The sequence below is a fragment of the Actinosynnema sp. NPDC023794 genome (assembly GCF_040639675.1).
Classification (GTDB): domain Bacteria; phylum Actinomycetota; class Actinomycetes; order Mycobacteriales; family Pseudonocardiaceae; genus Actinosynnema; species Actinosynnema luteola.
On record NZ_JBFAFR010000027.1, the window covers coordinates 38,103 to 64,376 of the forward strand.

22 protein-coding genes and 1 pseudogene are annotated in these 26,274 nt (G+C 72.4%); 15 read left to right on the plus strand and 8 right to left on the minus strand.

All coding sequences use genetic code 11. The annotated features are described in order from the left end of the window. The 3 genes from AB0H12_RS35090 to AB0H12_RS35100 form a co-directional block, all read right to left on the minus strand. Nucleotides 1–2,634: discoidin domain-containing protein (locus AB0H12_RS35090; RefSeq protein WP_499628705.1), on the minus strand; the 2,634-nt coding region annotated here is incomplete at its 3' end. A gap of 225 nt (nt 2,635–2,859) precedes the next feature. Next, nucleotides 2,860–3,318: a pyridoxamine 5'-phosphate oxidase family protein gene (locus tag AB0H12_RS35095; protein WP_499628706.1), complete on the minus strand. Its 459-nt coding sequence runs from the start codon at nt 3,316–3,318 to the stop codon at nt 2,860–2,862. A 4-nt stretch (nt 3,319–3,322) separates the two neighbouring features. Continuing rightward, entirely contained in the window at nt 3,323–5,383 is a 2,061-nt protein-coding gene (locus AB0H12_RS35100) for a diguanylate cyclase (protein ID WP_499628707.1), read from the minus strand. A gap of 280 nt (nt 5,384–5,663) precedes the next feature. On the opposite strand from AB0H12_RS35100, the gene AB0H12_RS35105 reads away from it, so the two are divergent. After that, complete coding sequence (locus tag AB0H12_RS35105) at nt 5,664–6,320, plus strand: thiaminase II/PqqC family protein (protein WP_499628708.1); 657 nt, start codon at nt 5,664–5,666, stop codon at nt 6,318–6,320. Between the two features lie 157 nt (nt 6,321–6,477). Here AB0H12_RS35105 and AB0H12_RS35110 read toward each other — a convergent pair whose 3' ends face one another. Both AB0H12_RS35110 and AB0H12_RS35115 read right to left on the minus strand, forming a co-directional pair. Continuing rightward, nucleotides 6,478–8,619: a putative bifunctional diguanylate cyclase/phosphodiesterase gene (locus AB0H12_RS35110; protein WP_499628709.1), complete on the minus strand. Its 2,142-nt coding sequence runs from the start codon at nt 8,617–8,619 to the stop codon at nt 6,478–6,480. A 150-nt stretch (nt 8,620–8,769) separates the two neighbouring features. Next, complete coding sequence (locus AB0H12_RS35115) at nt 8,770–8,964, minus strand: hypothetical protein (RefSeq protein ID WP_499628710.1); 195 nt, start codon at nt 8,962–8,964, stop codon at nt 8,770–8,772. Between the two features lie 106 nt (nt 8,965–9,070). On the opposite strand from AB0H12_RS35115, the gene AB0H12_RS35120 reads away from it, so the two are divergent. The 4 genes from AB0H12_RS35120 (at nt 9,071) to AB0H12_RS35135 (ending at nt 12,664) form a co-directional block, all read left to right on the plus strand. Then, a complete protein-coding gene (locus AB0H12_RS35120) occupies nt 9,071–10,243 on the plus strand; it encodes a metallophosphoesterase (RefSeq protein WP_499628711.1) in 1,173 nt (390 codons plus the stop codon). A gap of 203 nt (nt 10,244–10,446) precedes the next feature. Further along, entirely contained in the window at nt 10,447–10,875 is a 429-nt protein-coding gene (locus AB0H12_RS35125; RefSeq protein WP_499628712.1) for a tyrosinase family oxidase copper chaperone, read from the plus strand. A gap of 34 nt (nt 10,876–10,909) precedes the next feature. Continuing rightward, nucleotides 10,910–11,731 (plus strand): tyrosinase family protein, encoded by an 822-nt coding sequence (locus tag AB0H12_RS35130; protein WP_499628713.1) that lies wholly within the window; start codon nt 10,910–10,912, stop codon nt 11,729–11,731. 21 nt (nt 11,732–11,752) lie between these two features. Next, nucleotides 11,753–12,664 carry an NAD-dependent epimerase/dehydratase family protein gene (locus AB0H12_RS35135; RefSeq protein WP_499628714.1) on the plus strand — a complete coding sequence of 304 codons (912 nt, stop codon included), beginning with the start codon at nt 11,753–11,755 and terminating at the stop codon, nt 12,662–12,664. Here AB0H12_RS35135 and AB0H12_RS35140 read toward each other — a convergent pair. After that, the gene (locus AB0H12_RS35140) at nt 12,661–12,912 is read right to left on the minus strand and encodes a hypothetical protein (protein ID WP_499628715.1); all 252 of its coding nucleotides are present in this window, start codon (nt 12,910–12,912) and stop codon (nt 12,661–12,663) included. The two genes, AB0H12_RS35135 and AB0H12_RS35140, sit on opposite strands and share 4 nt — an antisense overlap. Nucleotides 12,913–13,220: 308 nt before the next feature. Between AB0H12_RS35140 and AB0H12_RS35145 the strand changes: the two genes are divergently transcribed. The 9 genes and pseudogenes from AB0H12_RS35145 to AB0H12_RS35185 all read left to right on the plus strand — a co-directional run bounded on the left by AB0H12_RS35145 (nt 13,221) and on the right by AB0H12_RS35185 (nt 21,450). Beyond that, the gene (locus tag AB0H12_RS35145) at nt 13,221–13,619 is read left to right on the plus strand and encodes a TOBE domain-containing protein (RefSeq protein WP_499628716.1); all 399 of its coding nucleotides are present in this window, start codon (nt 13,221–13,223) and stop codon (nt 13,617–13,619) included. Further along, complete coding sequence (gene modA / locus AB0H12_RS35150; protein WP_499628717.1) at nt 13,619–14,359, plus strand: molybdate ABC transporter substrate-binding protein; 741 nt, start codon at nt 13,619–13,621, stop codon at nt 14,357–14,359. Before AB0H12_RS35145 ends, modA begins: the two co-directional genes overlap by 1 nt. Then, nucleotides 14,356–15,162, plus strand: a complete 807-nt coding sequence (modB, locus tag AB0H12_RS35155; protein ID WP_499628718.1) for a molybdate ABC transporter permease subunit — start codon at nt 14,356–14,358, stop codon at nt 15,160–15,162. The genes modA and modB overlap by 4 nt, the downstream gene beginning before the upstream one ends. Continuing rightward, on the plus strand, nt 15,159–16,217 hold the full coding sequence (locus tag AB0H12_RS35160; RefSeq protein WP_499628719.1) for an ABC transporter ATP-binding protein: 1,059 nt from the start codon (nt 15,159–15,161) through the stop codon (nt 16,215–16,217). The genes modB and AB0H12_RS35160 overlap by 4 nt, the downstream gene beginning before the upstream one ends. 98 nt (nt 16,218–16,315) lie before the next feature. Further along, nucleotides 16,316–17,368 (plus strand): medium chain dehydrogenase/reductase family protein, encoded by a 1,053-nt coding sequence (locus AB0H12_RS35165; protein ID WP_499628720.1) that lies wholly within the window; start codon nt 16,316–16,318, stop codon nt 17,366–17,368. Nucleotides 17,369–17,975: 607 nt separating this feature from the next. Beyond that, nucleotides 17,976–18,140: pseudogene (locus AB0H12_RS35170) on the plus strand (hypothetical protein); the annotation flags it as partial. A gap of 94 nt (nt 18,141–18,234) precedes the next feature. Then, the gene (argS, locus tag AB0H12_RS35175; protein WP_499628721.1) at nt 18,235–20,007 is read left to right on the plus strand and encodes an arginine--tRNA ligase; all 1,773 of its coding nucleotides are present in this window, start codon (nt 18,235–18,237) and stop codon (nt 20,005–20,007) included. An 86-nt stretch (nt 20,008–20,093) separates the two neighbouring features. Further along, the gene (locus AB0H12_RS35180; protein ID WP_499628722.1) at nt 20,094–20,681 is read left to right on the plus strand and encodes a DinB family protein; all 588 of its coding nucleotides are present in this window, start codon (nt 20,094–20,096) and stop codon (nt 20,679–20,681) included. A 124-nt stretch (nt 20,682–20,805) separates the two neighbouring features. Beyond that, complete coding sequence (locus AB0H12_RS35185; RefSeq protein ID WP_499628723.1) at nt 20,806–21,450, plus strand: hypothetical protein; 645 nt, start codon at nt 20,806–20,808, stop codon at nt 21,448–21,450. 147 nt (nt 21,451–21,597) lie between these two features. Here AB0H12_RS35185 and AB0H12_RS35190 read toward each other — a convergent pair whose 3' ends face one another. Continuing rightward, nucleotides 21,598–22,503 (minus strand): oxidoreductase, encoded by a 906-nt coding sequence (locus tag AB0H12_RS35190; RefSeq protein WP_499628724.1) that lies wholly within the window; start codon nt 22,501–22,503, stop codon nt 21,598–21,600. 126 nt (nt 22,504–22,629) lie between these two features. On the opposite strand from AB0H12_RS35190, the gene AB0H12_RS35195 reads away from it, so the two are divergent. After that, nucleotides 22,630–23,499: a helix-turn-helix transcriptional regulator gene (locus tag AB0H12_RS35195; protein ID WP_499628725.1), complete on the plus strand. Its 870-nt coding sequence runs from the start codon at nt 22,630–22,632 to the stop codon at nt 23,497–23,499. A gap of 386 nt (nt 23,500–23,885) precedes the next feature. On the opposite strand, the gene AB0H12_RS35200 is transcribed toward AB0H12_RS35195, so the two are convergent. Beyond that, a complete protein-coding gene (locus AB0H12_RS35200; RefSeq protein WP_499628726.1) occupies nt 23,886–26,222 on the minus strand; it encodes an ATP-binding protein in 2,337 nt (778 codons plus the stop codon). Nucleotides 26,223–26,274: the final 52 nt, after the last annotated feature.

Consider the following 26,274-nt stretch of genomic DNA (forward strand, 5'->3'; position numbering starts at 1 on the left):
GCCGGACGCGGGGTCGAACCGGAACCCGGCCGACGCCACCAGTTGGCCGTAGTTCGCGCCGTCCGAGCTGCCGGAGACGCTCAGCGTCTGCGTGCGGGCGGCCCACGCCGTGGCCGGCGGGAGCTTCAGCACGATCCGGTTCACCGCGATCCGGCTGCCCAGGTCGACGGTGAACGTCTGCGGGAACGCGTTGTTCGGGCTCTCCCAGTAGGTGTTGACGTCACCGTCCACCGCGTTGCCGCCGGGGAAACCGACGTTGGCCGAGGCCTGGACCGGCTTGCCGCGCGCCACGTTGCCCTGCGGCGGCGGTGACGTCGTGGTGGTCGTGGTCGTGCCGTAGACCTCCAGTTCGGCCAGCTGGGCGGCGGGCCAGCCCGTGTTGCCGGTGAACGTCAGCCGCAGGTGGCGGTGCGTTCCGGAGACCGGGATGCTCACCTGGTTGCCGGACGCGGGGTCGAACCGGAACCCGGCCGACGCCACCAGTTGGCCGTAGTTCGCGCCGTCCGAGCTGCCGGAGACGCTCAGCGTCTGCGTGCGCGCCTCCCACGCCGTGGCCGGCGGGAGCTTCAGCACCAGGCGGCCGACGTTCTCCGACCGTCCCAGGTCGACCGTCAGCGACTGCGGGAACTGGTTGTTCGCGCCCTCCCAGTAGGTGCTCGCGTCACCGTCCACGGAGTGCGCGGCCGGGAAGCCGCCGTTCGCGGTGGAGGCGTTGACCGCCTTGCCCCTGGCCAGGTTGCCACCCGGCGGAACGGACGTGGTCGTCGTCGTGGTCGTGGTCGTCGTGGTCGGCGGGTTGGTCGGATCGGTGTAGATCGGGTCCGGCCACGGGCCGCAGTACGACGGGCCGTCCCAGCCGGAGTTGCCCGCGCCCTTGGTGATCTGGAACCCGTTCTCGCCGAGGCAGCTGTAGACGCCCGCCCGGCCGAGCCCGGTGGCGGTGACGTTGGTGAACGACGCCGCGCCCGGCGACTGGAGCTGGATGCCGAACGTGCCCGCGCCGTTGATCCGCACACCGTTGAAGTGGACGTTGGTGATCGTGCCGCTGATGAACTGGATGGCCTCGTAGTTGCTGTCGATCAGGTCGGTGTCGGTGACGTCGATCCGGCCGTTCATCACGCCGTCGCGGGCGTCGAACCACAGCGCGCCCACGCCGAACTGCCAGTTCGAGTCGAGCACGCCGGCGCGCAGCGTGGTGTTCTTCGACAGGGTGGTCGTGCCGGACAGGGGCACCGAGGAGAAGCGGTTGCCGACGTGGATGCCGCCGCCCTGGTCCTGGGTGTCGGCCACGACGTTCTCCGTGACCACGTTGTCCCGGCCGCCGTAGATCGCGATGCCGTTGGCCTTCATCGGCACGACCACCGTGTTGCGCCGGATCGTGTTGCCGTGATCGGCCTGGTGCTCCGACCAGAACGCGATGCCGTCGTCGCTGATGTTGCGGAACAGGTTGTGCTCGATCAGCACGTCGCTGATGCCGCGGTGCAAGTTCATGCCGTCGGCCAGTTGGTCGACGACCTTGTTGTCGCGGATGGTGAGGCCGGAGAACGGGCCGTCCAGCCACAGGCCGACCTTGGTGTGCTGCAGGAACATGCCGGAGATCACCGAGCCGCCGCCCAGCGCGCCGCCGATGGCGTTGGTCTGGTCGCAGTCGACCCGGTTGGTGACCTCGCCGATGATCGCGAAGTCGTGCAGGCCGACGCGCGTGCTCACGCCGGAGTTGCCGCCCTGCCCGCAACTCGACGGCTCGCCTAGGCCGTAGAAGCCGACCCGGTCGCCGGCGACCACGCTGTGCCAGTGGCCCGCGCCGCGGACGGTGACCTGGTCGACGGTGACGTGCTTGGTGACGGTGAACCGCCCGGCCGGGATCCACACCTCGCGGCCGGACGACTTCGCGGCGGCGACCGCGGCGTCGAAGGCGGCGTTGTCGTTCGTGCCGTCGTTGGGGGTGGCGCCGTGGTCGGTGACGGAGACCGAGTTCGCGGGCCGCGTGGCCGCCGGGGCGACGAGCTCGAAGTCGGCCAGGTCGATCGTGTAGGACGGCGCGGTGTCACCCGCGTCGACCTGGAGCTTGACCTTCGAGCCTGCGGCGAGCGTGCGGCCGAACAGGGCGCGGGTCGAGTCGTAGAGGTGGTGCGGCTTGCCCTGGTTCGGGTCGTTGGAGTAGGGGTAGCCGCCGTAGCGCCACGCGTACTTCGAAGTCAGGGTGAGGCTGCCGGTCTTCGTGCCGTCGAGGTAGAGCGACAGGGGCGCGGTGATGCCCGCGCCGCCGTTGCCGTCCGGGACGCTGTAGCGGAGGTCGATCGAGTTCGCGGGCTCGGTGAGGGTGAACTCCACGTACTTGCCCTGGCCGGACAGGGTCACGGCGCGGCGGCCGGACGCCTCGCCCTCCAGCGTGCCCTGGCGTCGGCCGGGTCCGATCTTCGTGCCGTTCGTGGCGGCGGCTTCGGCCTCGTGCTCGACGAACGGCACGTCGGCGCCCCGGCCGGGGATCTCGAACGGCGACGTGGCCGCCGCGGCGACCTGGGCGGCGACCTCGCCCGGCGCGGCGGCGATCGTCAGCGCGGCGAGCAGGGACGTGGCCACCGCCGCCGCGCCGAGCGCCAGGGGGCGCCGGGGGGTGGGGTTGACTCGCATGGGTTCAGCCCTTCGTTGGACGGGACCTCGGACTGCGGGCAGGGGAAGTCACCGGGTGTGGCGTGGCGCACACCATAAGCAGCACGATCAACCGACCGCAAGATGTCTACTGGAACACGCAAAAACTCGACTGCGGCAAGCCAGGGGTCATCGAAACGACCGCTTGCGCTGAGCTTGCGGAAACTTGCGTTCGCTTGCGCGGGCCGTTCGGCGGTCTTGCGACGGTCAGTAGGCGCCGCTGAGCTTGCGGTGGTCCCAGGAGACGACCGAGGTGGGCGCGAACCGCAGCCCGACCCGCTTCACCGCCTGCGCGGCCACGAACGCGTCCAGTTCCGGCCCGCTGTGCCCGGAGTAGCGCGCCGCCACCGCCGCGCCGATGCGGGCCACCTCGGCCCGCTCCTCGACCAGCCGCGCGTCGCACTCCATGGCCACGCCGCGCAGCTGGTCGTAGGTCTCCCCCGCCTCCAGCTGCAGCGTCGCCTCCGGCGTGCGGCGCAGGTTCGCCACCTTCTGCGACGACCGGTACGTCCAGCCGACCAGTTCGCCGTCCTCCACCACGAACCACAGCGGCACGAGGTGCGGCCTGCCGTTCGGGCCGATCGTGGCCACCGTGACGACGCGCCGCTCCTCCAGGAACGCGCGCACCTCGTCCGTCGTCATCGTGATCAGGGCCCGGCGCGACATGGCGTCAGGATAGGCGGCTGTCCTCGCGCGACACCGCCGCGCCGGGTCCGGCCGACAGGTCGCCGACCGCGCCCTTCTCCAACAAGGCCAGGAACACGTCGACCAGGTCCGGGTCGAACCGCGCGCCGCGGCCGGAGCGCAGCTCGCGCACGGCCTGCTCGTGGGTCAGCGCGCGCCGGTGCGGCCGGTCGGCGCGCATCGCCGCCCACGCGTCGCACACCGACAGGATCCGCGCCTCGATCCGGATGCCCTCGCGGGCCAGGCCGTTCGGGTAGCCGGCACCGTCCCACCGCTCGTGGTGCTGGCGGATGACCTCGGCCACCTCGCCGTGGTCGGGCAGCACGCCGACCATGCGCGCGCCGCTGTCGGGGTGCTCGTGCAGCAGGTGCCACTGCTGGTCGGTGAGCGGGCCGGACTCGGTGAGCAGGTCGTCGGGCAGCACGATCATGCCGACGTCGAGCAGCCGTCCCGCGCGGTGCGCGTTGTGGATCTCGGCCGGGTCCCGCTTCAGGTCCTCGGCGACGGTGCGCGCCCACTCGGCGATGGCCAGGCTGCGCCCGGGACTGGCCACGCGCAGGTCGACCAGGTCCGCGACCTGGTTCAGGTAGTCCACCGCGACGTCCTCCCGGTGCTCGGTGAGCGATGTGCCACCGGCGACCGCCCGGTCCCGACCGAGATCCTTGGCCAGGTACAACGCGCGGTCAGCCGCCGACACCAGCGCGGACGCGGTGCCGTAGTGCGGCGCGAACGCGGCGGTGCCGGCGGAGAGCGTAACCGTCACCGATCTACGACCGCTCACGGCGATCGGATGGTGGGAGACCCCGTGCCGCAACCGTTCCGCGAGGCGGCCGAGGTTCTCGGCGTCCACACCGGTCGCGATCAGCGCGAACTCCTCGCCGCCGTACCGGGCGAGCACCCGGCCCCGGTCCGCGATCGCGCGCAGCCGGTTGGCCACCTCGACCAGCACCCGGTCGCCGGCCGGGTGCCCGAACCGGTCGTTGATCGACTTGAACCGGTCGACGTCGAGGATCACCACGCCGAGCGGGAGCCCGGTGCGCCTGGCCCGTGCCACGTCGTCGGCGAGACGTGCCTCGAAGTAGCGGCGGCTGCGCAGCCGGGTGAGGCTGTCGGTGATGGCGAGTCTGCGCTGGTCGACCGCGAGGCCGGCGAGGCGGGTGGCGGTCAGGGCGAACAGCACCGCGCAACCCGCCGCGATCACCGGCACGTCCCGCCGCACGCCTTGGGCGTTCTGCACCAGCAACAACGCCGGCCCGATCAACGCGCCGCCGGACAGGATCGCCAGCCGCGGCCAGCTCAGCCGCAGCGCGGGCACGTCGACGGCCTGCGCCATCCGACCCATCGACGGGTGCAGGGCGCACGCGCCGAGGGCCAGGTTGCCGGTCAGCCAGATCGCGTCCAGGAAGTTGCCCGCCGCGTAGCTGAGGTCGAGGCGCTGCAGCACGTACGCGGTGTCGGCCGTGAGGATCGCGGCCAGCCAGACGGCCAGCAGCACGAACGACGCGTCACGCCGTCCGCCGCCGAACAGCAGCCGCAGGGCGACCAGCAGCAGCACCAGGTCCATCAGCGGGTAGGCCAGCGACACCATCTCCACCAGCACCGGCGTGCCGAGGCGGGTCTGGGGGCCGATCACGAAGACCCACGACAGCAGGCCCGCGACCACCGTGAGCGAGACCGCGTCGAGCAGGCCGGGCAGGTCGCGGTCGGCGCGGCGCTGCCGGATCAGCATGAGCAGGCCGACCACGACGAGCGGGTAGTGGCCCAGGTAGAGGGCGTCGGCCACGGACGGGTAGCTGGCGTCGTTGAGCACGTAGTGGGCGATGTAGAACGTGGTGTCGGCCAGCGCGTACACGAGTTGGCTCAGGCCGAGCACGATCCACGGCGCGCGGGGTTCGGGCCGGTTGCGCCGCACGCCCCACCACACGGCGAGGGCGGCGGACGTGCTCACCGCGCAGTAGACGACCACCCGGAGCGGAATCGTGCCGACGAAGATCGGCAGCGCGTAGTAGACCCCGACCGATAACAGGCCGAAAACCAGGTATCCCATCCACAGCCGATGCTGTTCACCGATCGGGATTTCGCCGTTTTCGACCGACGTTGTTCCGGCGACGCGCAATCCCGGCACTCCCTACTGAGGCGACGCTGACGTTCGACAAGGCGGGGCCATGAGACCGGTAAAGAGGAGTCCGCGTCAATCCCTGTTGCCGAGTCTTCATCCGCAGAACGATGCGCATGGCCCATACGCGCGGCTTCGGAGGGCTCTATAGAGTGCCTATTGGTCATGCCGCCGTCGCCGGTGACGGGCGGTGCCCGGACGAGGGGGAACGATGGCGAAGGACGCGAAAGACCTGTTGGAGCGGGTGCGGGAGGAGTTGAAGGGCGAGGGCGGGACGAACCGGCTGGTGCCGTTGATCGCGTCCGGCGAAGCGCCGCTCGCGACGTTGCAGGCGTTGGCGGCGGAAGAGCACCGCATCGTGCAGAGCGATTGGCGAGCGTTCCTCACGTTGGCCGCGCAGTCTCCGGTGCCGGCGCAGCGCGAGTTCTTCGCGACGGTCTCGGGAGGCGAGGGGCTGGCGTTGGCCAAACTGGCCGATTTCGCCGCCGCGTGCGGCCTGACACCGGACGACGTGGCCGAGTACCGGCCGTTGCCGGGGTGCCAGGCATATCCGTCGTACGTGGCCAGGCTGGCGTTGGACGGCAATCCGCAAGACGCGCTCCTCGCGATTCTGGCGAACTTCGCGGAATGGGGCGGCTATTGCGCGACGATCGCCGCCGCGCTGCGCGAGCACTACGGTTTCGACGACGCGGGCTGCGCGTTCTTCGACTTCTTCGCCGAACCCGCCCCCGAACTGGACGCCCTGGGCCTGCGCGCCCTGACCGACGTCCTCGCCACGGGCTGGACCCCGGACTCGGCCCTCCCCGCCGCCCGCCTCCTGCACTCCTACGAGCTGATGTTCTGGAACACCCTCGCCGACCTCCCCTGACCCCGAGAGTCCTACGTCCACGTCGCGAGAGTCCTACGTTCAGACCCCGAGAGTCCTACGTTCAGGACCACTGAGTTCTACGTTCAGGCATCGCTGAGCGTTCAACTCGGGGTGCGCGAACGCAGGACTCTCGCGCGCTGGAGGTAGGACTCTCGGGTTAGTGGGGGACGGAGGGTTGGGTGTCCCAGTTCTCGGCCAGGTCGGGGCGGCCGAAGAGGTAGCCCTGGGCGTAGGCGCAGCCGGCGTTGCGGAGCCAGTCCGCCTGGGCCTGCGTCTCGATGCCCTCGGCGACGGTGTGCGCGCCCAGGACTTCCGCCAGGTCGATGATGCAGCGCACGACACCGGCGGTGCGCCCGGTCTCGGCGAGGGCGTTGGTGAACGACCGGTCGATCTTCACCACGTCGAACGGGTAGCGCTGCAGGTAGCTCAGCGACGAGTAGCCGGTGCCGAAGTCGTCCAACGCCACCCGCACGCCGGTCTCCCGCACCTCCATCAGCCCGCGCATCGCGGCGCCGTCGGCCCACACCGACTCGGTCACCTCGATCGTCAACCGCTCCGGCGGCAGGCCCGTGGTCTTGAGCACCCGGTCCAACGACGGCAGGAACGCGGGCGCGGACAGCTGCCTGGTCGACACGTTCACCGTCACCCCGAGCGAACGCCCCTGCTCGCGCCACCGCATCGCCTGCTCGCACGCCCCGGCCAGCACCTTGTTGCCCAGCGCCACGATCAGGCCGGTCTCCTCCGCCAGCCCGATGAACTCGCCGGGCCCGAGCAACCCGTGCCCCGGCCGCTGCCACCGCACCAACGCCTCCGCACCCGCCGCCTCCGACGTCGCCAGGTCCACGATCGGCTGGTAGTGCAGCACCAGCTGCCCGTCGGACACCGCCGTGCGCAGGTCGGCCTTGTCGCGCTGCCGGGCCAGCACCCGCTCGCCCATCTCCGGCCGGAACAGCCGGACCCGCCCGCCGCCCTCGCGCTTGGCCACGTACATCGCGGTGTCCGCGTCACGCAGCAGCTCCGCCGTCCCCACCCCCGGTGACGACACCGCGATGCCGACGCTGGCCCGGATCACCGTGTCGTGCCCCAACCCGGTCAACGGCCGCGCCAGCTCCGACAAGATGCGGGTGGCCAGCCGTGCCGACTCACGCACGTCGTGACCGGGCGCGAGCACGGCGAACTCGTCGCCGCCGAGCCGCGCGGCGGTGGCCACGGGCCCGACGGCCCGGCCGATCCGCTCGGCCGCCGACACCAGGTACCAGTCGCCCGCCTCGTGCCCCTCGGCGTCGTTGACCTCCTTGAACCCGTCGAGGTCGATCACCAGCAGGCCCACCGCCTCGCCGGACGGCAGCGCCTCGTCCACCAGGTGCAGGAAGTGCGCGCGCCCGGCGAGCCCGGTCAGCTCGTCCCGCTCGGCACGGGTGCGCAACGCGTCCTCCAGCTCACGGCGCTTGCTCACGTCCAGCGCGGTGACCAGGGTGTGCTGTTCGGAGACGTGCTCGACCGGCACCGCCTGCACGGCGAGCACGCCGATCGTGCCGTCCGCGCGGGTCACGCGGACCTCCACCGGGTCGTCGCCCGCACGGCAGCCGTGCTCGCAGCTCGTGATGTCCGGACCGTGCGGGCACGGCACCCGCCCCGACTCGTCTCCGCGCCAGTCCAGCAGCTCACGCGCACGGTCGTTGTGCAGTCGTGGCGCGCCGACGACGTCGAGCAGCACGAGCCCGATCGGGCTGGCCCGCACCACGGCCTCGACAGTGCGGTGCGCGTCCTCCATCAGCCGCACCGAGCGCACCGTCTCGTGCAGCGCCAGGGCGGCGACCGCCAAGCCCATCAACGGCATCACGACGGATGCGACGAGCGGACCCGTCACCACGACCGGCTTGAACGCGATCCACGCCACGAAGCCGGACACGTATCCCAGCATCGCGGGCACCACCTTGACCGGGAACCGCTCCTGGCTGCCGAACAGCGCGCGTCGCATCGTCACCGCGAACAGGAAGTTGATCACGGGCGCCGGGTTCGGGAGTACGAAGACCGCGCCGTGGACGATCACGCCTTCCGCCAGGGCGACGGCCCAGCCGCCCCGGTTCGGCCACAGTCGCCAGGCCGCGAGCATGACCGGCACGAGCAGGATGGGCACCAGCCGCTCGTGCCCCGTGCCCACGAAGAGCAATTGCAGGGTGAACACCGTGACGCTGAGGTAGGCGTACACCTCGGTCAGTCGCCGGATCCGTCGCAACCCGGCCTGGGCGGGTGACGCGGGCAGGTGGTCCACCACGGCGCGCGTTGGACGTGCCACGCCCCGTTACCCCCAAGTCAAGCGGTGATCGATTGAACGTCCCCTCGCGGGGGAGAACGCACTATCCATACCAATGTTCCCGGTACGCAACCGCCATTCGGGTGAGTCCACTGTGGACCGGCCGAAACAGGGGCGGAAATCGAGCGCGGGTCACGATCCGGGGGTGGACTCCTGCGGCGGCTCGCTGTCGGGCAGCGGGTCCGGCGTGGTTGTGGCGAGGTCCGCCGCGACCGCCTTGGCCTCGTCGATCTTGCGCCGCGACGCGGCCAGCCGCTCGTCCTCCTCCGGCGTCTCGACCCGGAAGTCCTCCGGCGAGTGACTCTCGCGTTCGCGCTCGTCAGCCATGTGACCGGGGTTTCCGCCCACCCCGGCGGCAAACTTGGACACCGGCCGCACGGCGGGCTACCGTCGATAAGAGCCCGCTGGTTCGTAAAGCCGCCGAGGAGACCCGATGTCGAGCACGACGACCGCGCCACCCCGCCCGTCCGCGCGGCGGCGCGTCATCTTCACGGCGGTGCTGCTGACGGTGACCGCACTGCTGTTCTGGGTGCCGTGGACGGGCTTGCTCGCGCCGGGCGCGCGGTGGCCGTGGCCGGTGCAGGTCGTCGGCACGGCGTTCTTCGTCGTCACGTCGGTGGCGTTCCCGCTCCTGCTGGTCCGCGCGCACGGCCGCCGGCACTCCGACCGGGCGTCCCGGGTCGCGCACCTGATGCTGGGCGTCGCGTGGGTGTTCTTCGCCTGGACCCTGATCACGCACGTGCTGCGGATCGTGCTGGCGGTGGCGGGCGTGGAGAACCCGTTGCGGGCGCGGTTCGTCGCGGTCACCCTGCTCGTCCTCGGCCTGGCGCTGGTCGCGCACGGCCTCCGCGAGGCACGCCGCGTGCCTCGGGTGAAGCGGACCGACGTGCCGCTCCCCCGGCTGGACGGGGCGTTCGACGGCCTCACCATCGCGGTGCTCGCGGACACCCACTACGGCGCGATCGACCGCACGAAGTGGTCCGCGGACACGGTGGCGGCGGTCAACGCCCTCGACCCGGACGTCGTCGTGCACGTCGGCGACATCGCGGACGGCACGGTGGCGCAACGCCGCGGCCAGGCCGCCGCACTGGGCGACGTCCGGGCGCGGCACCGGTTCTACGTGTCGGGCAACCACGAGTACATCAGCAACGCCCAGGCGTGGCTGGACCACATGACCGAGCTGGGCTGGACGAGCCTGCACAACCAGCACCGGGTGCTGGAACGCGGCGACGCGCGGCTGGTCTTCGCGGGCGTGGACGACGTCACCGGCGCGCACTCGGGCGAGACCGGGCACGGCGCGGACCTCGACGCCGCCCTCGCGGGCACGCGGGCCGACGACCCGGTGGTGCTGCTGGCCCACCAGCCCAGCGAGATCCCCAAGGCCGTCGCGGCGGGCGTCGACCTCCAGTTGTCCGGCCACACGCACGGCGGCCAGATCTGGCCGTTCCACCTGCTGGTGCGGCTCCAGCAGCCGGTGCTGGCGGGGTTGAGCCGCCACGGCGAGCGCACCCGGCTGTACACGAGCCGGGGCGCGGGTTTCTGGGGTCCGCCGCTGCGCGTCTTCGCGCCGAGCGAGATCTCCCTGCTCACGCTGCGCGCCGCCTGATCCACCGCCCGTGCGCGGAGGCGTGCACCGAGGGGATTTCGGCCCTACCCACACGGGTGTACGCCTCACACGAACGGGTGAGCGCCGTTGTTCGGCGGCGGGAGCAGTCGCACGCTCGGCAACAGAGGTTCGGTCGGTCGCGGTCGCAGTCACGACGCCGTTGGGGGAAACCTCGACACACCCGACGCCGCCGAAGGACTCCCATGAACGACATCTCCCGTCGAGACGTGTTCCGGCACGGCGCGACCGCCGCCCTGATCGCGGTCACCGCCGCCGGTTTCGCCTCCTCCGGCGCCACGGCCGGTCCGAGCAGGGTCGCCGCCCTGGCCGATCCCCGTGACTTCGAGGAGACCTACAAGGGCAAGAAGATCAAGGGCGAGCACGACAAGGACAAGGGCAAGCACAAGGTCCACATCAACGGCAGGAAGCTCGGCGTCATGCAGGTCGAGCTGCCCGTGGGACCCGACTCGACCGCGACCTACACCGCGGTGCTCAGCACGCTCAACCACTTCGACCCCGTCCCCCTGGACGAGGGGACCAACCGGGACGGCCTCAAGAAGCTGGCGAAGCTCGCCGTGGACCAGCTCGGCGACCAGGAGCTGACCCACGACGCCGACCACCCGCACCCGTGATCGGCGGCCGACCGCCCGCGAAAGGAACGAGCCCATGGGCACCCGCAAGAGCGCGGCCGCGCTGACCGCCACCGAGAAGTCCGACTTCGTCGCCGCCGTGAAGGCGCTCAAGGCGCAGGCCAGTGGCCGCAACTACGACTGGTTCGTGCGCACCCACATGACGTACTTCAACGCCGTCAACAGCCACAACTACGCGCACATGTCGTCCTCGTTCCTGCCGTGGCACCGGCGGTTCCTGCTGGAACTCGAGAACGGCCTGAAGGCGATCAACCCGGCGGTGAACCTGCCGTACTGGAACTGGACGGCCAACCGCTCCACCACCGGCGCGCCCTTCACCTCCGACTTCATGGGCGGCAACGGCTCCGGTGGCAACGGCGCCGTCCTCAGCGGCCCGTTCGCCGGCTCCACGAGGTGGCGGATCAACGTCAGCGCCACGACCTCGACGTCGCTGCGGCGGGCGATGACGCTGCGCGGCTCGCTGCCCACGACCTCCGACGTCGACACCGTCATGGGCGTGTCGACCTACGACGTGTCGCCGTGGAACTCCTCGTCGAGCAGCGGCATGCGCAACCGCGCGGAGGGCGGACTGTCGCCGAACCTGCACAACCGCGTCCACGTCTGGGTCGGCGGGCACATGGCGCAGGTCGACTCGCCGAACGACCCGGTGTTCTTCCTGCACCACTGCAACATCGACCGGATCTGGTCCCGGTGGCAGGAGCGCTGGGGCTTCGGTGCCGCCCAGTACCGGCCAGGCGGTGGCGTGGCGAACGTGGTCGACGTCGACGAGGCGTTGGAGCCCTTCGGCGTCACCGTGTCCTCGACCCTGGACCACCGGGGCAGCTACACCTACGCGTGACGGGACGGGCATGATCGGCCCGTGAAGGTCCTGGTGGTGGGTGCGAGCGGGTTGGTCGGGCAGCACGTCGTCGGACGGTTGCGGGCACGGGGGCACGAGGTGACGTCCGTGGCGCGGACCGCGCGCGACGACCTCGACCACGCCCTCGACGCGACGAAGGCCACCGAGGCGGAGTTCCGGGCCTTGCTCGCGGGCCACGACGGCGTGGTGTTCGCGGCCGGCGCGGACGACCGGGAGGTGCCGCGCGGGCCCGCGTACCCGGTGTTCCACCGGGGCAACGTCGCGCCGGTCGTGCGGCTGCTCACCGCCGCGCGCGAGGAGGGGCTGAGCCGGGCGGTGGTGCTCGGGTCGTACTACACGCACTTCCACCGGCTGCACCCCGAGTGGCGGCTGGTCGACCGCCACCCGTACGTCCGCAGCCGGGTCGAGCAGGCACGGGCGGGCCGTGCGGCGGCGGGGCCGGACCTGCCGGTGGCGGTGCTGGAGCTGCCGTTCGTGTTCGGCCGGGCCGGTGACCGGCTGCCGAACTGGGCGGGCCCGTTGGACAAGTGGGTCCGCTCACGGTCCCCGCTGCTGGCGCCGCCCGGTGGCAGCGCCGCCACGACGGCCGCGCAGGTGGCCGACGTCGCGGTCGACGCGCTGGAGCGGGCGTCCGGAGAGGACATCCCCGTGGCAGCCGAGAACCTGACGTGGCCGGACATGATCGGCCGCATCGCGACCGCCGCCGGTCATCCGCGCGAGGTGCGCCGCCTGCCGGGCGCGGTGGTGCGGGTGGCGTTGCGGCTGACCGGGCTCGTGCAGCGGCTGACGGGCAAGCAGTCCGGGATCGACCCGGCGCACGCGGCCTCGCTGCTGTTGCGCGAACTGTTCGTCACACCGATCCGACCGGTTTCGGTGGACGGCGCCGTCGCCGAGACGTTCCGCCGGGACTAGTACGCGCGCCGACGGGGTTCGGGCGGGTCGTAGTCGTAGTCGTCGTCCTCGGGCACGTCGAACGGGAGCGGGCGGTTGGTCCAGGAGTCGATGAGCACCACGATGGCCGCGCAGACGATGACGACGACGCCGACCCACGCCAGGCCACCCCAGAACAGGATGCCCGCGATCAGCACCAGCGGCAGGACCATGAACAGGCAGAACGGGTCCACCCGCCCGAACTGCCGCCGTCCTCCGGAACTCGCCATCTACGCCCTCCCAGTCAAGCGCCTCCCCAGGTGAACTTACGCGACGTGGTCCGCGCTGCCTCCAGCCGGGCGGTCACGCACCGCGTTGTTCGCGGCCGGGGTACCGGCCTCGGGCGCGTTCGGAGACCGTGGCGAGCACGGCCGAGATGATCATGCCGGCTCCGTAGCCGAGGTGCGGCAGGTTGTCGGCCGGCGACCGGGAACAGGCGTGACGCGCCTCGCGAGGACGCCGCCAGGATCCCGGCCACGCCGAACAGCAGGTGCAGAAGATCACATGTCTCCGCAGGTGCGGAGTTACACTGCTCGATGTGCCGAATCTGCGGATCAGTGATGCCGCCACCCTGCTCGGGGTGAGCGACGACACCGTGCGCCGGTGGATCGACCAGGGCCGCTTGGCCGAGGTGCAGCTGGACAGCGGGCGCAAGGGAGTCGACGGTCGCGAGCTGGCCGAGCTCGCCCAACGCCTGGCCGAGGCGCCGGAGCCCGGCGTCACGGTGGCCGCGTCGGCGCGCAACCGGATGCGCGGGATCGTCACGCGCGTGGTCAAGGACGGGGTCATGGCGCAGGTCGAGCTGCAGGCCGGGCCGTTCCGGGTGGTCTCGCTGATGAGCCGCGACTCGGCCGACGAGCTCGGCCTCGAGGTGGGCGGCGTGGCGGTCGCGTCGATCAAGTCCACGCACGTCGTCGTCGAGATCCCGGAGGCGTGATGCGCGCGCTGGCGCTGGTGGCGCTGCTGGTGGTGGCCGGTTGCGGCGCGTCGGGGACCACCGCGGCCGGCCGGGTCACGGTGTTCGCGGCGGCGTCGTTGACCGAGGCGTTCACCAGGCTGGGCGAGGACTTCGAGGCGGCCGAACCCGGCGTGGAGGTCGTGTTCAACTTCGGCGGCAGCTCGGCGTTGGCGCAGCAGATCGGGCAGGGCGCGCCGGCGGACGTGTTCGCCTCGGCCGCGCCCGCGAACATGGCGCAGGTGGTCGACGCGGGCGGGACGGCCGCCGAGCCGGTCACGTTCGCGCGCAACCGGTTGGTGATCGCGGTGCCCGCGGGCAACCCGGCGGGGATCACCGGGCCGGCGGACTTCGCGGACGACCGGGCCAAGATCGCGTTGTGCGCGGAGCAGGTGCCGTGCGGCGCGGCGGCGAAGCGGGCGTTCGAGGCCGCCGGGGTGACGGCGCGGCCGGACACCGTGGAGCAGGACGTGAAAGCGGTGCTGACCAAGGTGCGGCTGGGCGAGGTGGACGCCGCGCTGGTGTACCGGACGGACGTGGGGTCCGCGGCCGGGCAGGTCGAGGGCATCGGGTTCCCGGAAGCCGACCGGACGGTCACCGACTACCCGATCGCGCCGTTGGCCAAGGCCCGGAACGCGGCCGGCGCGCGGGCGTTCGTGGACCACGTGCGGTCCGACCGGGGTCGGGCGGTGCTCGCCGAGGCCGGGTTCGACGCGCCGTGACGTCGACCCGTCGTCGGACCGGGGGCCGCCTGCCGGTGGCGCTCGTGCTGCCGGCCGTGCTCGGGCTCGCGTTCCTGCTGGTCCCGTTGGTGGGCCTGTTGATCCGCGCGCCGTGGGGCACGCTGCCGTCGCGGCTGTTCAGCCCGTCGGTCGGTGAGGCGCTGCGGCTGTCGTTGGTGTGCGCGAGCCTGGCGACGGTGGTGTGCCTGGTGCTGGGGGTGCCGTTGGCGTGGCTGCTGGCGCGCGGCGACGTGCCGGGGCGGGGCGTGCTGCGGGCGTTGGTGACGGTGCCGCTGGTGCTGCCGCCGGTGGTGGGCGGGGTGGCGTTGCTGTTCGTGCTCGGCCGGCGTGGGCTCGTCGGGCAGCACCTCGACGCGTGGTTCGGCGTCTCGCTGCCGTTCACCACCGCGGGGGTGGTGCTGGCGGAGGCGTTCGTGGCGATGCCGTTCCTGGTCATCTCGGTGGAGGGCGCGCTGCGGGCGGCCGATCCGCGTTACGAGGAGGCCGCCGCGACGCTGGGCGCGTCGCGCTGGCTGGCGTTCCGGCGGGTCACGTTGCCGTCGATCCTGCCGGGGGTGGTCGCGGGCACGGTGCTGTGCTGGGCGCGGGCGTTGGGCGAGTTCGGGGCCACCATCACGTTCGCGGGCAACTTCCCGGGCGAGACGACCACCATGCCGCTGGCCGTGTACCTGGCCTTGGAGACCGATCCGGACGCGGCGATCGTGTTGAGCGTGGTGCTGCTGATGGTGTCGGTGGGTGTGCTGGCCGCGCTGCGCGACCGGTGGATCAGCGGGCCGTCATGACGCTGCACGCCGACCTGAGGGTCGCCCGGGGCGCGTTCCGGCTGGGCGCGGAACTGGTGGTGGAGCCGGGTGAGGTGGTCGCCCTGCTCGGTCCGAACGGCGCGGGCAAGAGCACCGCGCTGCGCGCCCTGGCGGGACTGCTCCCGTTGAGCGGCGGGCACATCCGGCTCGGCGGGCAGGCGTGGGACGTGCCGCCGGCCGTGTTCCGGCCCGCCGAACGGCGTCCGATCGGCGTGGTGTTCCAGGACTACCTGCTGTTCGCGCACCTGTCGGCGTTGGAGAACGTCGCCTTCGGGCTGCGGGCCCGGGGTGCGGGCCGTGCCGCGGCGCGAGCGGAGGCGGCACGGTGGCTGGACCGCGTCGGGCTGGCGGCGCACGCGAAGGCCAAGCCGCGCGCGCTGTCCGGCGGGCAGGCGCAGCGCGTCGCGCTGGCCCGCGCCCTGGCCACCGGCCCAGACCTGCTGCTGCTGGACGAGCCGCTGGCCGCGCTGGACGCCGCGACCCGCCTGCACGTGCGCGCCGAACTCGGCAGGCACCTGCGCGACTACCCCGGCCACACGCTGCTCGTCACGCACGACCCGCTGGACGCGATGGTGCTGGCCGACCGGCTGGTGGTGCTGGAGCACGGCGAGGTCGTGCAGGAGGGCACGCCGACCGAGGTGGCCCGCCGCCCGCGCACGGACTACGTCGCCGACCTGGTCGGCCTCAACCTGTACCGCGGCACGGCGCGCGGCACGACCGTGTCGTTGGACGCCGGCGGCACGCTCACCGTGGCGACGCCGGCGACCGGGCCGGTGCACGTGGTGTTCCCCCCGACCGCCGTCGGCCTGCACCCCGAGCGCCCGGCCGGCAGCCCGCGCAACGCGTGGCGCGTCACCGTGGCCGGGATCGAGCAGCACGCCCACACCACGCGCGTGCGGCTGGACGGTGTGCCGCCCGTGCTCGCCGACATCACCACCGCGACCGTCGCGGACCTCCGGCTCCGGCCCGGTGACGAGCTGTGGGCCGCCGTGAAGGCCACCGAGGCACACGCGTACCCGTCGCAACAATTGTGAGTGACCAACCACTCCTCTGTTTGCCCGCTTTGACAAGACTCGTACACCAGCGTTGACTCTTGCATGAGTGACTGACCACTCACATACTGGAGGAAGCGATGAGCGAGCAGTCCGCCGAGCAGGTCCTGGAAGTCGTGCTGCCGGGCGTGGTCGAGCCCGAGGGCCTGGAGCTGCGCCGCCGCGAGCGCCCGACCCCCGGGCCGGGGCAGGCGTTGGTGCGGGTCGAGGCGTCCGGCGTCTCCTTCGCGGAGAAGCAGATGCGCAAGGGCAAGTACTTCGACCAGCCCTCATTCCCGTTCGTGCCCGGCTACGACGTGGTCGGCGCGGTGGCCTCGGTCGGCGCCGGAGTGGACCCGGGCCTGGTCGGCGGGCGGTTCGCGGCGTTGACCAAGACCGGCGGCTGGACCAGCCACGCGCTGGTGGACGCGGCCGACCTGGTGCCGGTGCCGGCGGGCGTCGACGCGGCCGATGCGGCGGCGCTGGTCGTCAACGGGGTCACCGCGTGGCAGATGGCGCACGGCTTCGCCAAGGTCCGAGCCGGTCAGACGGTGCTCGTGCTGGGCGCGAACGGCGGCGTCGGGTCGCTGCTGGTGCAGCTGGCCGTGCTCGCCGGCGCACGGGTGATCGGCACCGCCTCGGCCCGGCACCACGACGCGGTCCGGGCGCTGGGCGCCATCCCGATCGACTACCGCGACGCCGATGTGCCCGGCAAGGTCCGCGAGTTGGCCCCGGACGGTGTGGACGCGGTGTTCGACCACGTCGGCGGCCCCGGCCTGGTCGACTCCTACCGCCTGCTCGCCCGGCGGGGCGCGCTCGTCGCGTACGGCAGCGCGTCCACGAAGGACGAGCCCGGCTCGGCCATGCTGCCCGTGCTGAAGCTGGTCGTGCGACTCCTGTGGTGGAACGCGCTGCCCAACGGGCGCCGCGCCACGTTCTTCAACGTCTGGGCGGGCAGGCGCAACCCCGCCCGCTTCCGCGCCCGGCTCGCCCGCGACCTCGGCTCGGTGTTCGCCCTGCTCGCCGACGGCTCCCTGTCACCCAGGATCGCCGCCCGCGTGCCGCTGGAGCGGGTCGCGGACGCCGTGCGGTTGGCCGAGTCCGGCACGGTCACCGGCAAGGTGATCCTCCTCCCGCAACCCTGGACGGACTAGTCGCGCGCCGATACGCCCACTCCGGGTGTCCTTTCCATCACCATGCCACTCAGATGGGCAACTGCGCCCGCACAGAGCGCGGTGGCGGTGTCGCCGAGGGCCAGACCAGGCGCGGGTCGCGGAACCGATCACCACGTACCGGAACAACGAAACGGATCCGGTCAACCTGGGCGACATCGTGGCCCGACGACCGGCTGCTCGACGCGGGCTGCGGCCGGGGCAGCACCAGCATCATGGCCGACCAGCGCTTCGGCTGCCGGGTCGACGGCGTGTCCATCCCGGAGGAGCAGGTCGAGTTCGCCAACGCGCAGGTCCGGAAGCGCGGCGTCGCCGACAAGGTGAGGCGCCACTTGCGCCGAGTGCTTCAAGGCGCTCGCGGCCAACGATTTCGTCCCGATCAACGTGATCGACCTGACCGCGGCGACGGTCCCCCGCCTAGAGCTGCGCGGGTCCTCCGTGGCGACCGGGGTCGAGGAGGCCTTCCTCACCGCGTACCGGGAGGGCAGCTTCCACACCTGCTCATCGCGGCCGACCGCGTCCGAGCGGGCGGGCGCGAGGCTCGACGACGCGGTAAACGCGGGGTCTACCCGAGCGGGTCTGCCCGAGCGGCGCCGACCACAACGGCCACCAGATCCCCGGCCGGCGCGGCGTGCCCATCTTCCCGTGCGGCAAGATCCCGGTCGGCCAGACCAGGACCAGCTCGATCATGCTGGTGCGCACCGGGGAGGACGCGCTCGGTGTGCTGGAGGACGTGGAAGTCGCCCGGGAGTAGCCCTCGCGCGTCGGTGGCGCCGGCGCCGACCCTGGTCGGCCGAGGGCCGGTGGAGCCTGGGACAATCGCCTGCCTACGAAGGAGGCTGTGTCAGGTGAGTGTCCACCACCAGGAGGTGCCGTCGCTGCTGGAACGGATCGCCACGACGATGTCGGAGGCGATCGGCCGGGTCCGTGAGGACCTGGCGGGCGCGGATCCGGTGGTGCGACGATCCGATCGCGCCGATTTCCAGTGCAACGCTCCCCTGGCGTTGGCCAAGCGCGTCGGCGTGCCGCCACGCGACCTGGCCGCGCAGGTCGTGGCCGGGCTCGACGTCGAGGGCGACGCGGTGATCGCGGCGGTGGAACCGTCCGGTCCGGGATTCCTCAACGTCACCGTGACCGGTGGCGCGGTCTGGGAGCAGGTCGCCGCCCGCCTGGCGGACGCGCGCCTCGGCGTGGGCGTGGCCGAACCGGGCCGTCGGGTGGTGATCGACTACTCCGCGCCCAACATCGCCAAGGAGATGCACGTCGGGCACCTGCGCACGACGATCATCGGCGACAGCCTCGCGCGCGTGGCGGGTTTCCTCGGCGCGGACGTGCTCCGGCAGAACCACCTGGGCGACTTCGGGACGCAGTTCGGGATGCTGATCCAGTACCTCGACGAGCACCCCGACGCCGCGTGGCACCAGGACGAGCTGGCCGAGGGCGCCTCGGCGGTGTCGGCATTGGACGGTCTGTACCGGTCGGCGCGGGCGGAGTTCGACGCCGACCCGGAGTTCGCCGACCGGTCGCGCTCGCGGGTCGTCGCCCTCCAGGCGGGCGACCCGGCGACGGTCGCGGTCTGGCAGGACATCGTCGCGGAGTCCGAGCGGTCGTTCAGCGCGATCTACGACCGGTTGAACGTGCTGCTGACGCCCGAGGACTCGGTCGGGGAGTCGTTCTACAACCCGATGCTGGGCGAGACCGTGCAGGAGTTGGTCGACGCGGGCCTGGTGGTGGAGAGCGACGGCGCGCTCGTCTTCTACTCGGAGGAGGTGTCCGGGCCCGAGGGCAGGCCGGTCACCCTGATGGTCCGCAAGCGCGACGGCGGGTACGGGTACGACACCACGGACCTGGCCACCATCCGCTACCGCCTGCGCGACCTCAAGGCCAACCGGTTGGTCTACGTCACCGACTCGCGGCAGGCACTGCACTTCCAGCTGGTCTTCGAGGCGGCCCGGCGGGCCGGCTGGCTCACCGACGGCGTCACCGCCGAACACGCCGCCTACGGCACGATCCTCGGTCCGGACGGGACGCCGTTCAAGACCCGCGCGGGCGGCACGGTCCGCCTGATGGACCTGCTCGACGACGCGGTGTCGCGCGCGAGGGCGATCGTGGCGGAGAAGAACCCGGACCTCGACGCGGCCGAGCTCGACCGGATCGCCGAGTCGGCGGGCATCGCCGCGGTCAAGTACGCCGACCTGTCGACCTCGCGGGTGAAGGACTACTCGTTCGACGTCGACCGCATGGTGTCCTTCACCGGCAACACCGGGGTCTACCTGCAGTACGCCCACGCCCGGATCAGTTCGATCCTGCGCCACGCGGGCGATTCGGGCATGACGGTCGACAGCGCGGTCCCGCTGCACTCCGCCGAACGGGAGCTCGGCTTGGTGCTCGACGCCTACGGCGCCGTCGTCACCGAGGTCGCCGCCACCCTCGAACCGCACCGGCTCTGCGGCTACCTCTACGACCTGGCCCGCGCCTTCACCACCTTCTACGAAGTCTGCCCCGTCCTCAAAGCCGACGAGCCCGTGCGCGGCAACCGGCTGGCCCTGTGCCGGCTGGCCGCGCGGACCCTCGGCCACGGGCTCGAACTGCTGGGGATCACCGCGCCGCAACGGATGTAGCCGACCGTGCCCGCGACGTTCGGACGTCCGCGCGGTGACCACGTCCCGCGTCGCGGGCACGGTGCTGCAGACCGGTTCGTTGGTGCATGCTCGTAGCCGTGATCGACGACTTCGCGAAGAAGTACCTGCACAGCGACCTGCAAGAGATCCGCGAGGTGATGCTCCGCAAGCTCGACGGGCTGTCCGAGTACGACGTCCGCCGTCCCCTGACCGCGACCGGGACCAACCTCCTCGGCCTGGTCAAGCACCTGTCCGTGTCGGAGTCCCGGTACTTCGGCGAGGTCTTCGACCGGCCGTTCCCCGAGGCCCTCCCCCGGTGGGACGACCTCGCACAACGCGGAACCGACATGTGGGCGACCGAGCACGAGACGCGCGAGGAGATCATCGGCCTGTACCTGCGCGTCGGGCAGCACTCCGACGCGACGATCACCGCGCTCGCCATCGACTCGCCCGGTCACGTCCCCTGGTGGCCGCGCCCGGACGTGATGTTGTTCAACGTCCTGGTCCACGTGCTGACCGAGACCAGTCGGCACGCCGGGCACGCCGACATCCTGCGCGAGCAGCTGGACGGCGCGGTGGAGATGGCCGGGCAGGGGCGGGACGCCGCCTTCTGGGCGGACCGGCGCGCGGAGGTCGAGAGGGCAGCCAAGGCAGCCGAGGTGGCGATGTCCTGACCGGTCGAGCACCCGCTGCGACCGTCGGCCCGGTCGGCTTGCGCGGTGCTACGCTGAGGGTGTTGGAGACCCCTTCCGCACGTCGGACGCGTCTGCCGTCGTCACGTGGAAGGACAGGCGACTCGTGCCACGTCTTCACGGTCCCGCGCACTTCACCGAGGACCCGTACTCACAAGTCGTTTCGCCCCGCGGCATTCCGGTGGACGACCTCGTCTCCGTCCTCCAGAAGGACATCAGGCGCGGTCGCGTCGACAACGCCGTGCTGGCCGCCTACGAGATGTTCACGACCTCGCCGGACGTCGCTCAGCACCTGTGGCGGCGGCTGCGGATCATCGCGGTCGAGGACGTGGGGATGGGCCTGCCCCTCGGGCCGGTGCTGGTCGACGTTCTCCACCGCAACTCCGACGCCACGCCCGGTGGGGACTGGATGATGGCGTGCCACGCCGTGCGGCTGCTCGCCTCCGCGCCCAAGGACCGCACCGGTTCCGAGCACGCCGATTGGGTCGCGACGAAGGTCGCGCTCGGGGAAGCGCTGGTCGAGGTCCCCGACTACGCCCACTGCGTGCACACGCGCGCGGGTCAGGAGTTGGGCCGCGGCCTGGTGCAGTGGTGGGAGAACGGTGCTCAGGTGCGCGACGAACTGCCCTCGGCGGATCACCGCTACCGCGAGGAGCTGGTCGAGATCCACCGCCGTGACGAAGCGCAGAACGGGACCGCGCCGCGCCCGTCCCGGCGGGCGAGCGCCACCGGGACTCCCGACCGCGGCTGACGGGCTCCTGCGAGCTCGTCGGCCGGTTCGCGCGGGACGGCCCGTCTCCCGATCACGGCAGGAAGCCCGGTCGGCGGTCTCGGGCGAGGACGCGGGTGCTCTTGGGCGGGTCGCGACTGCCGCCGACCGGGTCGGTGGCAGTCGGGCTCAGAGGTAGGCGACGTCGGTCAGTTCCTCGGCCGCCGCCCAGAGTCGCTTGCCGATGGCGGGGTCGGCTGCTTCGCGGCCGAATCGGGCTTCGGTGACCGGGCCCATGGTCTCCCAGAGCCTGGACGGCCCGAAGAACTGGCCGCCCCGCACCCCGGGTCCGGTCGCGGCGTGCAGCTGCGGCAGCGCGCCCTGCTCGACAGACTGGGTGGCCAGCAGTCCGAGCCGTGCGATCACCTGGCCGAACCGGCCGCGGTGCGCCCAGGCGCGCGGGGTCAGGTTGGTGCGGGTGAGGCCGGGGTGGGCCAGCACGCCGACGATCGGCGATCCGGCGGCGCGCAGGCGGCGGTCCAGCTCGACGCCGAGGACCGTGGTGGCGAGCTTGGACCGGCCGTAGGCGGTGGCGGGCCGGTAGCGGCGTTCGGACATCAGGTCGTCGAAGTCGAGGTGGGCGTTCCTGTGGGTGATCGAGCTGAGGTTGACCACGCGGGCTGCCCCGGCCGCGGCCAGGTTGTCGAGCAGCAGGCCGGTCAGCGCGAAGTGGCCCAGCACGTTGGTGGCGAACTGCAGCTCGAAGCCATCGGCGGAGGTGCGGCGCGGGCCGAGCAGGACCACGCCCGCGTTGTTGACCAGCAGGTCGATCACCGGGTGGTCGACGGCCAGCTCGGCGGCGAACGCGCGCACCGAGTCGAGGGACGCCAGGTCCAGCTCGCGCACCTCGGTGTCACCGCCGATGCGCAGGGCGGCCTGCCCGCCGGCGGCGGTGTCGCGGACGGCGAGCACGACGTGGGCGCCGCGGCGGGCCAGCTCGGTCGCGGTGACCAGGCCGAGGCCCGAGTTCGCACCGGTCACGACGGCGACCCGGCCGCGCTGGTCGGGGATGTGGTCGGCGGTCCATCCGGTCATCTGCTGCTCCTGGAGGTGTCGGTGTCCCGACGACGTTAGGAGCGGTTCGGGCCGGCTCGGTCGGTGTCGTTTTCCTGGGTCTGCGAGACCTACCTCGGGCGCCCGGCGGGACGACACACTGGTGGCATGAGCAGCCCTCATCCCCACGCTCGCGAGCTCGGCGACTTCCTGCGCGCCCGGCGCAGCCGGTTGCGCCCGCACGACGTCGGCCTGGAGCCGGGCGGCCGGCGCAAGGTCTCCGGGCTGCGGCGCGAGGAGCTGGCCCTGCTGGCCGGGTTGAGCACCGACTACTACCAGCGGATCGAGCAGGGCCGGGAGGTGCGCCCGTCCGACGACGTCCTGGACGCGCTCGCCGGCGCGCTCGGCCTCGGCGACGAGGAACGCCGACACCTGTTCACCCTGGCCCGCGCCGCCCGCCGCCCGGTGCCCGCCCGGGTGCACCGCGATCCGGAACGGGTGCCGGCCGGGACGCGTCGGCTGCTGCGGGTGACCGACACGCCGGCGGTGGTGCTCGGCAGGCACCTGGACCTGCTCGACTGGAACCCGATGGCGCAGGCGCTGCTCGGCGACCCGGACGACTACCCGCCCGACCGGCTCAACATGCTCCTGCTGCTGTTCGACGACGCGCGGACCGGCGCGCGGAGCTGCCCGGACTGGGAGCGGCAGGCACTGGACTACATCGGCATGATGCGCGCCGCCGTCGCCACGGACCCGACCCACCCCCGGGCCACCGCGATCGTCGGCGAGCTGAGCATCCGCAGCGAGGAGTTCCGCCGGCTGTGGGCCCGGCACGACGTGCGCGAGTCGGTCAGCGGCACCAAGACCTTCCGGGTTCCGGAGGTGGGCGACATCGTCCTGGACTGGGACAGCTACCCGCTGCCCGGCAACCCCGGACCGGTCATGCTCGTCTACACCGCCGAACCGGGCAGCGCCGACGCGGACCGGCTGCGGCTCCTGGCGTCGTTGCACGCGACCCGGTCGGCGTCCGCGGACTAGGAGCGCGTCGCTGCTTGGTTGTGGTGCATGTGGCGGGGAGGCTGTTGTCCGGCAAGCCCCTTCCCTGCCGGACCGGGACTTCTGCCATGGCCGCCTCGCCGATGAAGCGGCCGGCCACGTTGCCGGCGCGGGGATCGTGAAGAGTCGATCCGGCTGACCACCACGGTGCACGTCCGGCATCGACGATCATGCGGGCGCGGATGCTGCTCGCGCTGGACAACTCCCTTGGAGAGATCGACCCCACGGAGGTGATCGTGGCCCGACTCGGGGTCTCGGGTGGGACGCTGCGGCTGGTCGCCAGGAGGTTCGCCGGAACCGGTGCGGAGTTCGCCGCCCGCGCGGAGGACGTGCCGGCGGTCCACGCCCGCCGCACGACCTGCGCTTCGTCAACCCGCGACGTGATGGTCGGGCCGGGTGTCGTTCAACCTGGCCTCCACGTCGGCCAGGTCGGGGTGGGTGAGATCGCGCAGGATCCGTGCAGCCTGGTGCCATGCCTGTCGGGCGTCGTCCATCGCCCCGACCGTGCGGTGCACGTCGCCGAGCGAGGTCAGTGCGGCGGCTTCGTAGTACCGGTTGCCGAGTCCGGCCTGGAGTCCTGTCGCGATGCGGTAGCAGGCAATCGCGCGGTCGTGGTCGCCTGTGTGGTGGTGGGCCGCTCCCAAGCTGTCCCAGGTGTAGGCCTGGCCCCAGCGGTCGTCGATCTCCTGGTGCAGTGCCAGGGCTTCGGTGCACCACGTGATGGCTTGCCGGTGGTCGCCCAGTCGCGAGTGGCACCAACCTATGGCGTTGAGCGCGTTGGCCTCACCGGCTCGGTGTGCCGCCGACCGGTATCCGGCGAGGGCCTGCCGGGCGTGGTGCAGGGCGTCCTCGTACCGGCCCGCGCCTTCGTGCAGGTTGCCGAGGTTGAGGTGGGTGTTGGCCTGGCCGACGCGGTCGCCGACGGCGTCGAACAGGGCCAGCGCCTCCTGGTAGTGCCGGCGCGCGTCGTCGCGTCGGTCGAGGGAGGTGTACGCCCCGGCCAGCGCGCGGTGCACGAGGGCCTGCGCCGGGCGGTCGTCGAGGAGGCGCACGGCCTCCAGCGCGGTCCGCTGGGCGGCGGCCTGTTCCTCCCAGCGGCCGTTGCGGTCAAGGAAGTCCTGCAACGTCCACGCCAGCGGCCAGGTGTGGCGTGTGGACCCGTGGCGCGCGCTGTGGTCCACCAGGGCGAGCACGGCGGTGTGCTCGGCGGCGAACCAGGCCATCGCTTCGTCGTGGTGGCGGAGTTCGGCGACCGTCACGCCGGGCAGTGGCGTGTCGACGGCGATCGGGTCGCGGTGCGGGTTGAGCAGCTTCGCGGCGGCGTGGGCGGTGGCCGAGTAGTGGTCGAGCAGCCGCCCGAGGGCGGCCTGCCGCTCGGCGTCCGGGAGCGTCGAAGCCAGCTCGGCGGCGTACGCGCGGAGCAGGTCGTGGCTGCTGAACCGGCCGGGCAGGGGTTCGGCGAACAGGTGGGCGCCGGCCAGTTCGGCCAGTGCCGCGCGGACCGCCGAGAGCGGTTCGCCGACCAGACTGGCGGCGGCCGGCGCGGTGAGGTGCCGACCGGGGTGCAGCGCGGAGAGTCGGAACAGGGCCGCGGCGGCCGGTCCGAGCTGTCGGTACGACCAGGAGAAGACGGCTCTGATGTCGGTGGCCGGGTCGGTGCCGGTGAACGGGTCGAGGCGACCGCGGGCGTCGCCGAGTTCGCGGGCGATGCTCCCCAACGGGAACATCGGGTGGATCGCGGCGCGCGCGGCGACCACGGCCAGCGCCAGCGGCAGCCGGGCGCACTCGGCGACGATCGCCGCCACGGCGTCGGGCTCGGCGGCGACGCGGTCGGCGCCGAGCCTGCGGGTGAGCAGGTGGCGGGCCTGGTCGGCGGTGGGCAGGTCGATCACCAGGGGCAGGGCGCCGTCCGCGGCCACCAGCCCGGTGAGCTGGTCGCGGCTGGTCACCAGCGCCATGCTGCCCGGTGCGCCGGGCAGCAGCGGCCGGACGTGCGCGGCGTTGGCCGCGTTGTCCAGGACGACCAGGACGCGTCGGCCGGCGAGCAGGCTGCGGTAGAGGCCGACGCGTGCCGTGAGGTCGGCGGGGATGCCGTCGGCGGCCACACCGAGCCCGACCAGGAACCCGCGAAGCGCCTCGGTCGCGGCGACCGGGGAGCCGGCCGGGTCGTACCCGCGCAGGTCGACGTACAGCCGGCCGTCGGGGAACCGGGCGGCGGCCCGGTGCCCCCAGCGCACGGCGAGGGTGGTCTTGCCGATGCCTGCCGTGCCGACGAGCGCCACGGTCACCGCGGTGTGCCGGTCGAGCAGGCCGTCGAGGTGGCGCAGCTCGTCCCCGCGGCCGGCGAAGGCCGGCAGATCCGGCGGCAGCTCCTGCGGAACGGGCGCGGGCGTGGCCGCCTCGGCGGATCGTGCCGGGTCGATCCGCGCGATCCGGGCGTTCGTGAGCAGGGCGGCGAACTCCTCGACGTCGCCGCCCAGAGCGTCGACGACGGCACCGAGCACCTCTTCGCGCGGGAAGGAGGTCGAGGAGAAGACGTCGTGGATGGTGGTCGGGTTGACCCCGCGCGGCCGACGCGGGGACCGGGTGCGGCGCTGGAGCTCCCGCGTGCTGGGCTGACCGGCGGCGACGTGCAGCTCGTGCAGCCGGTCGTAGAAGGCGCGCACCGGCCCGTCCGGGACGAACGGCTTGCGCAGCTGGGCCACGTGCTCACGATGCAGCGCGCGGCCCGGTCCTGTCGACCGGAATTCCCGGGCG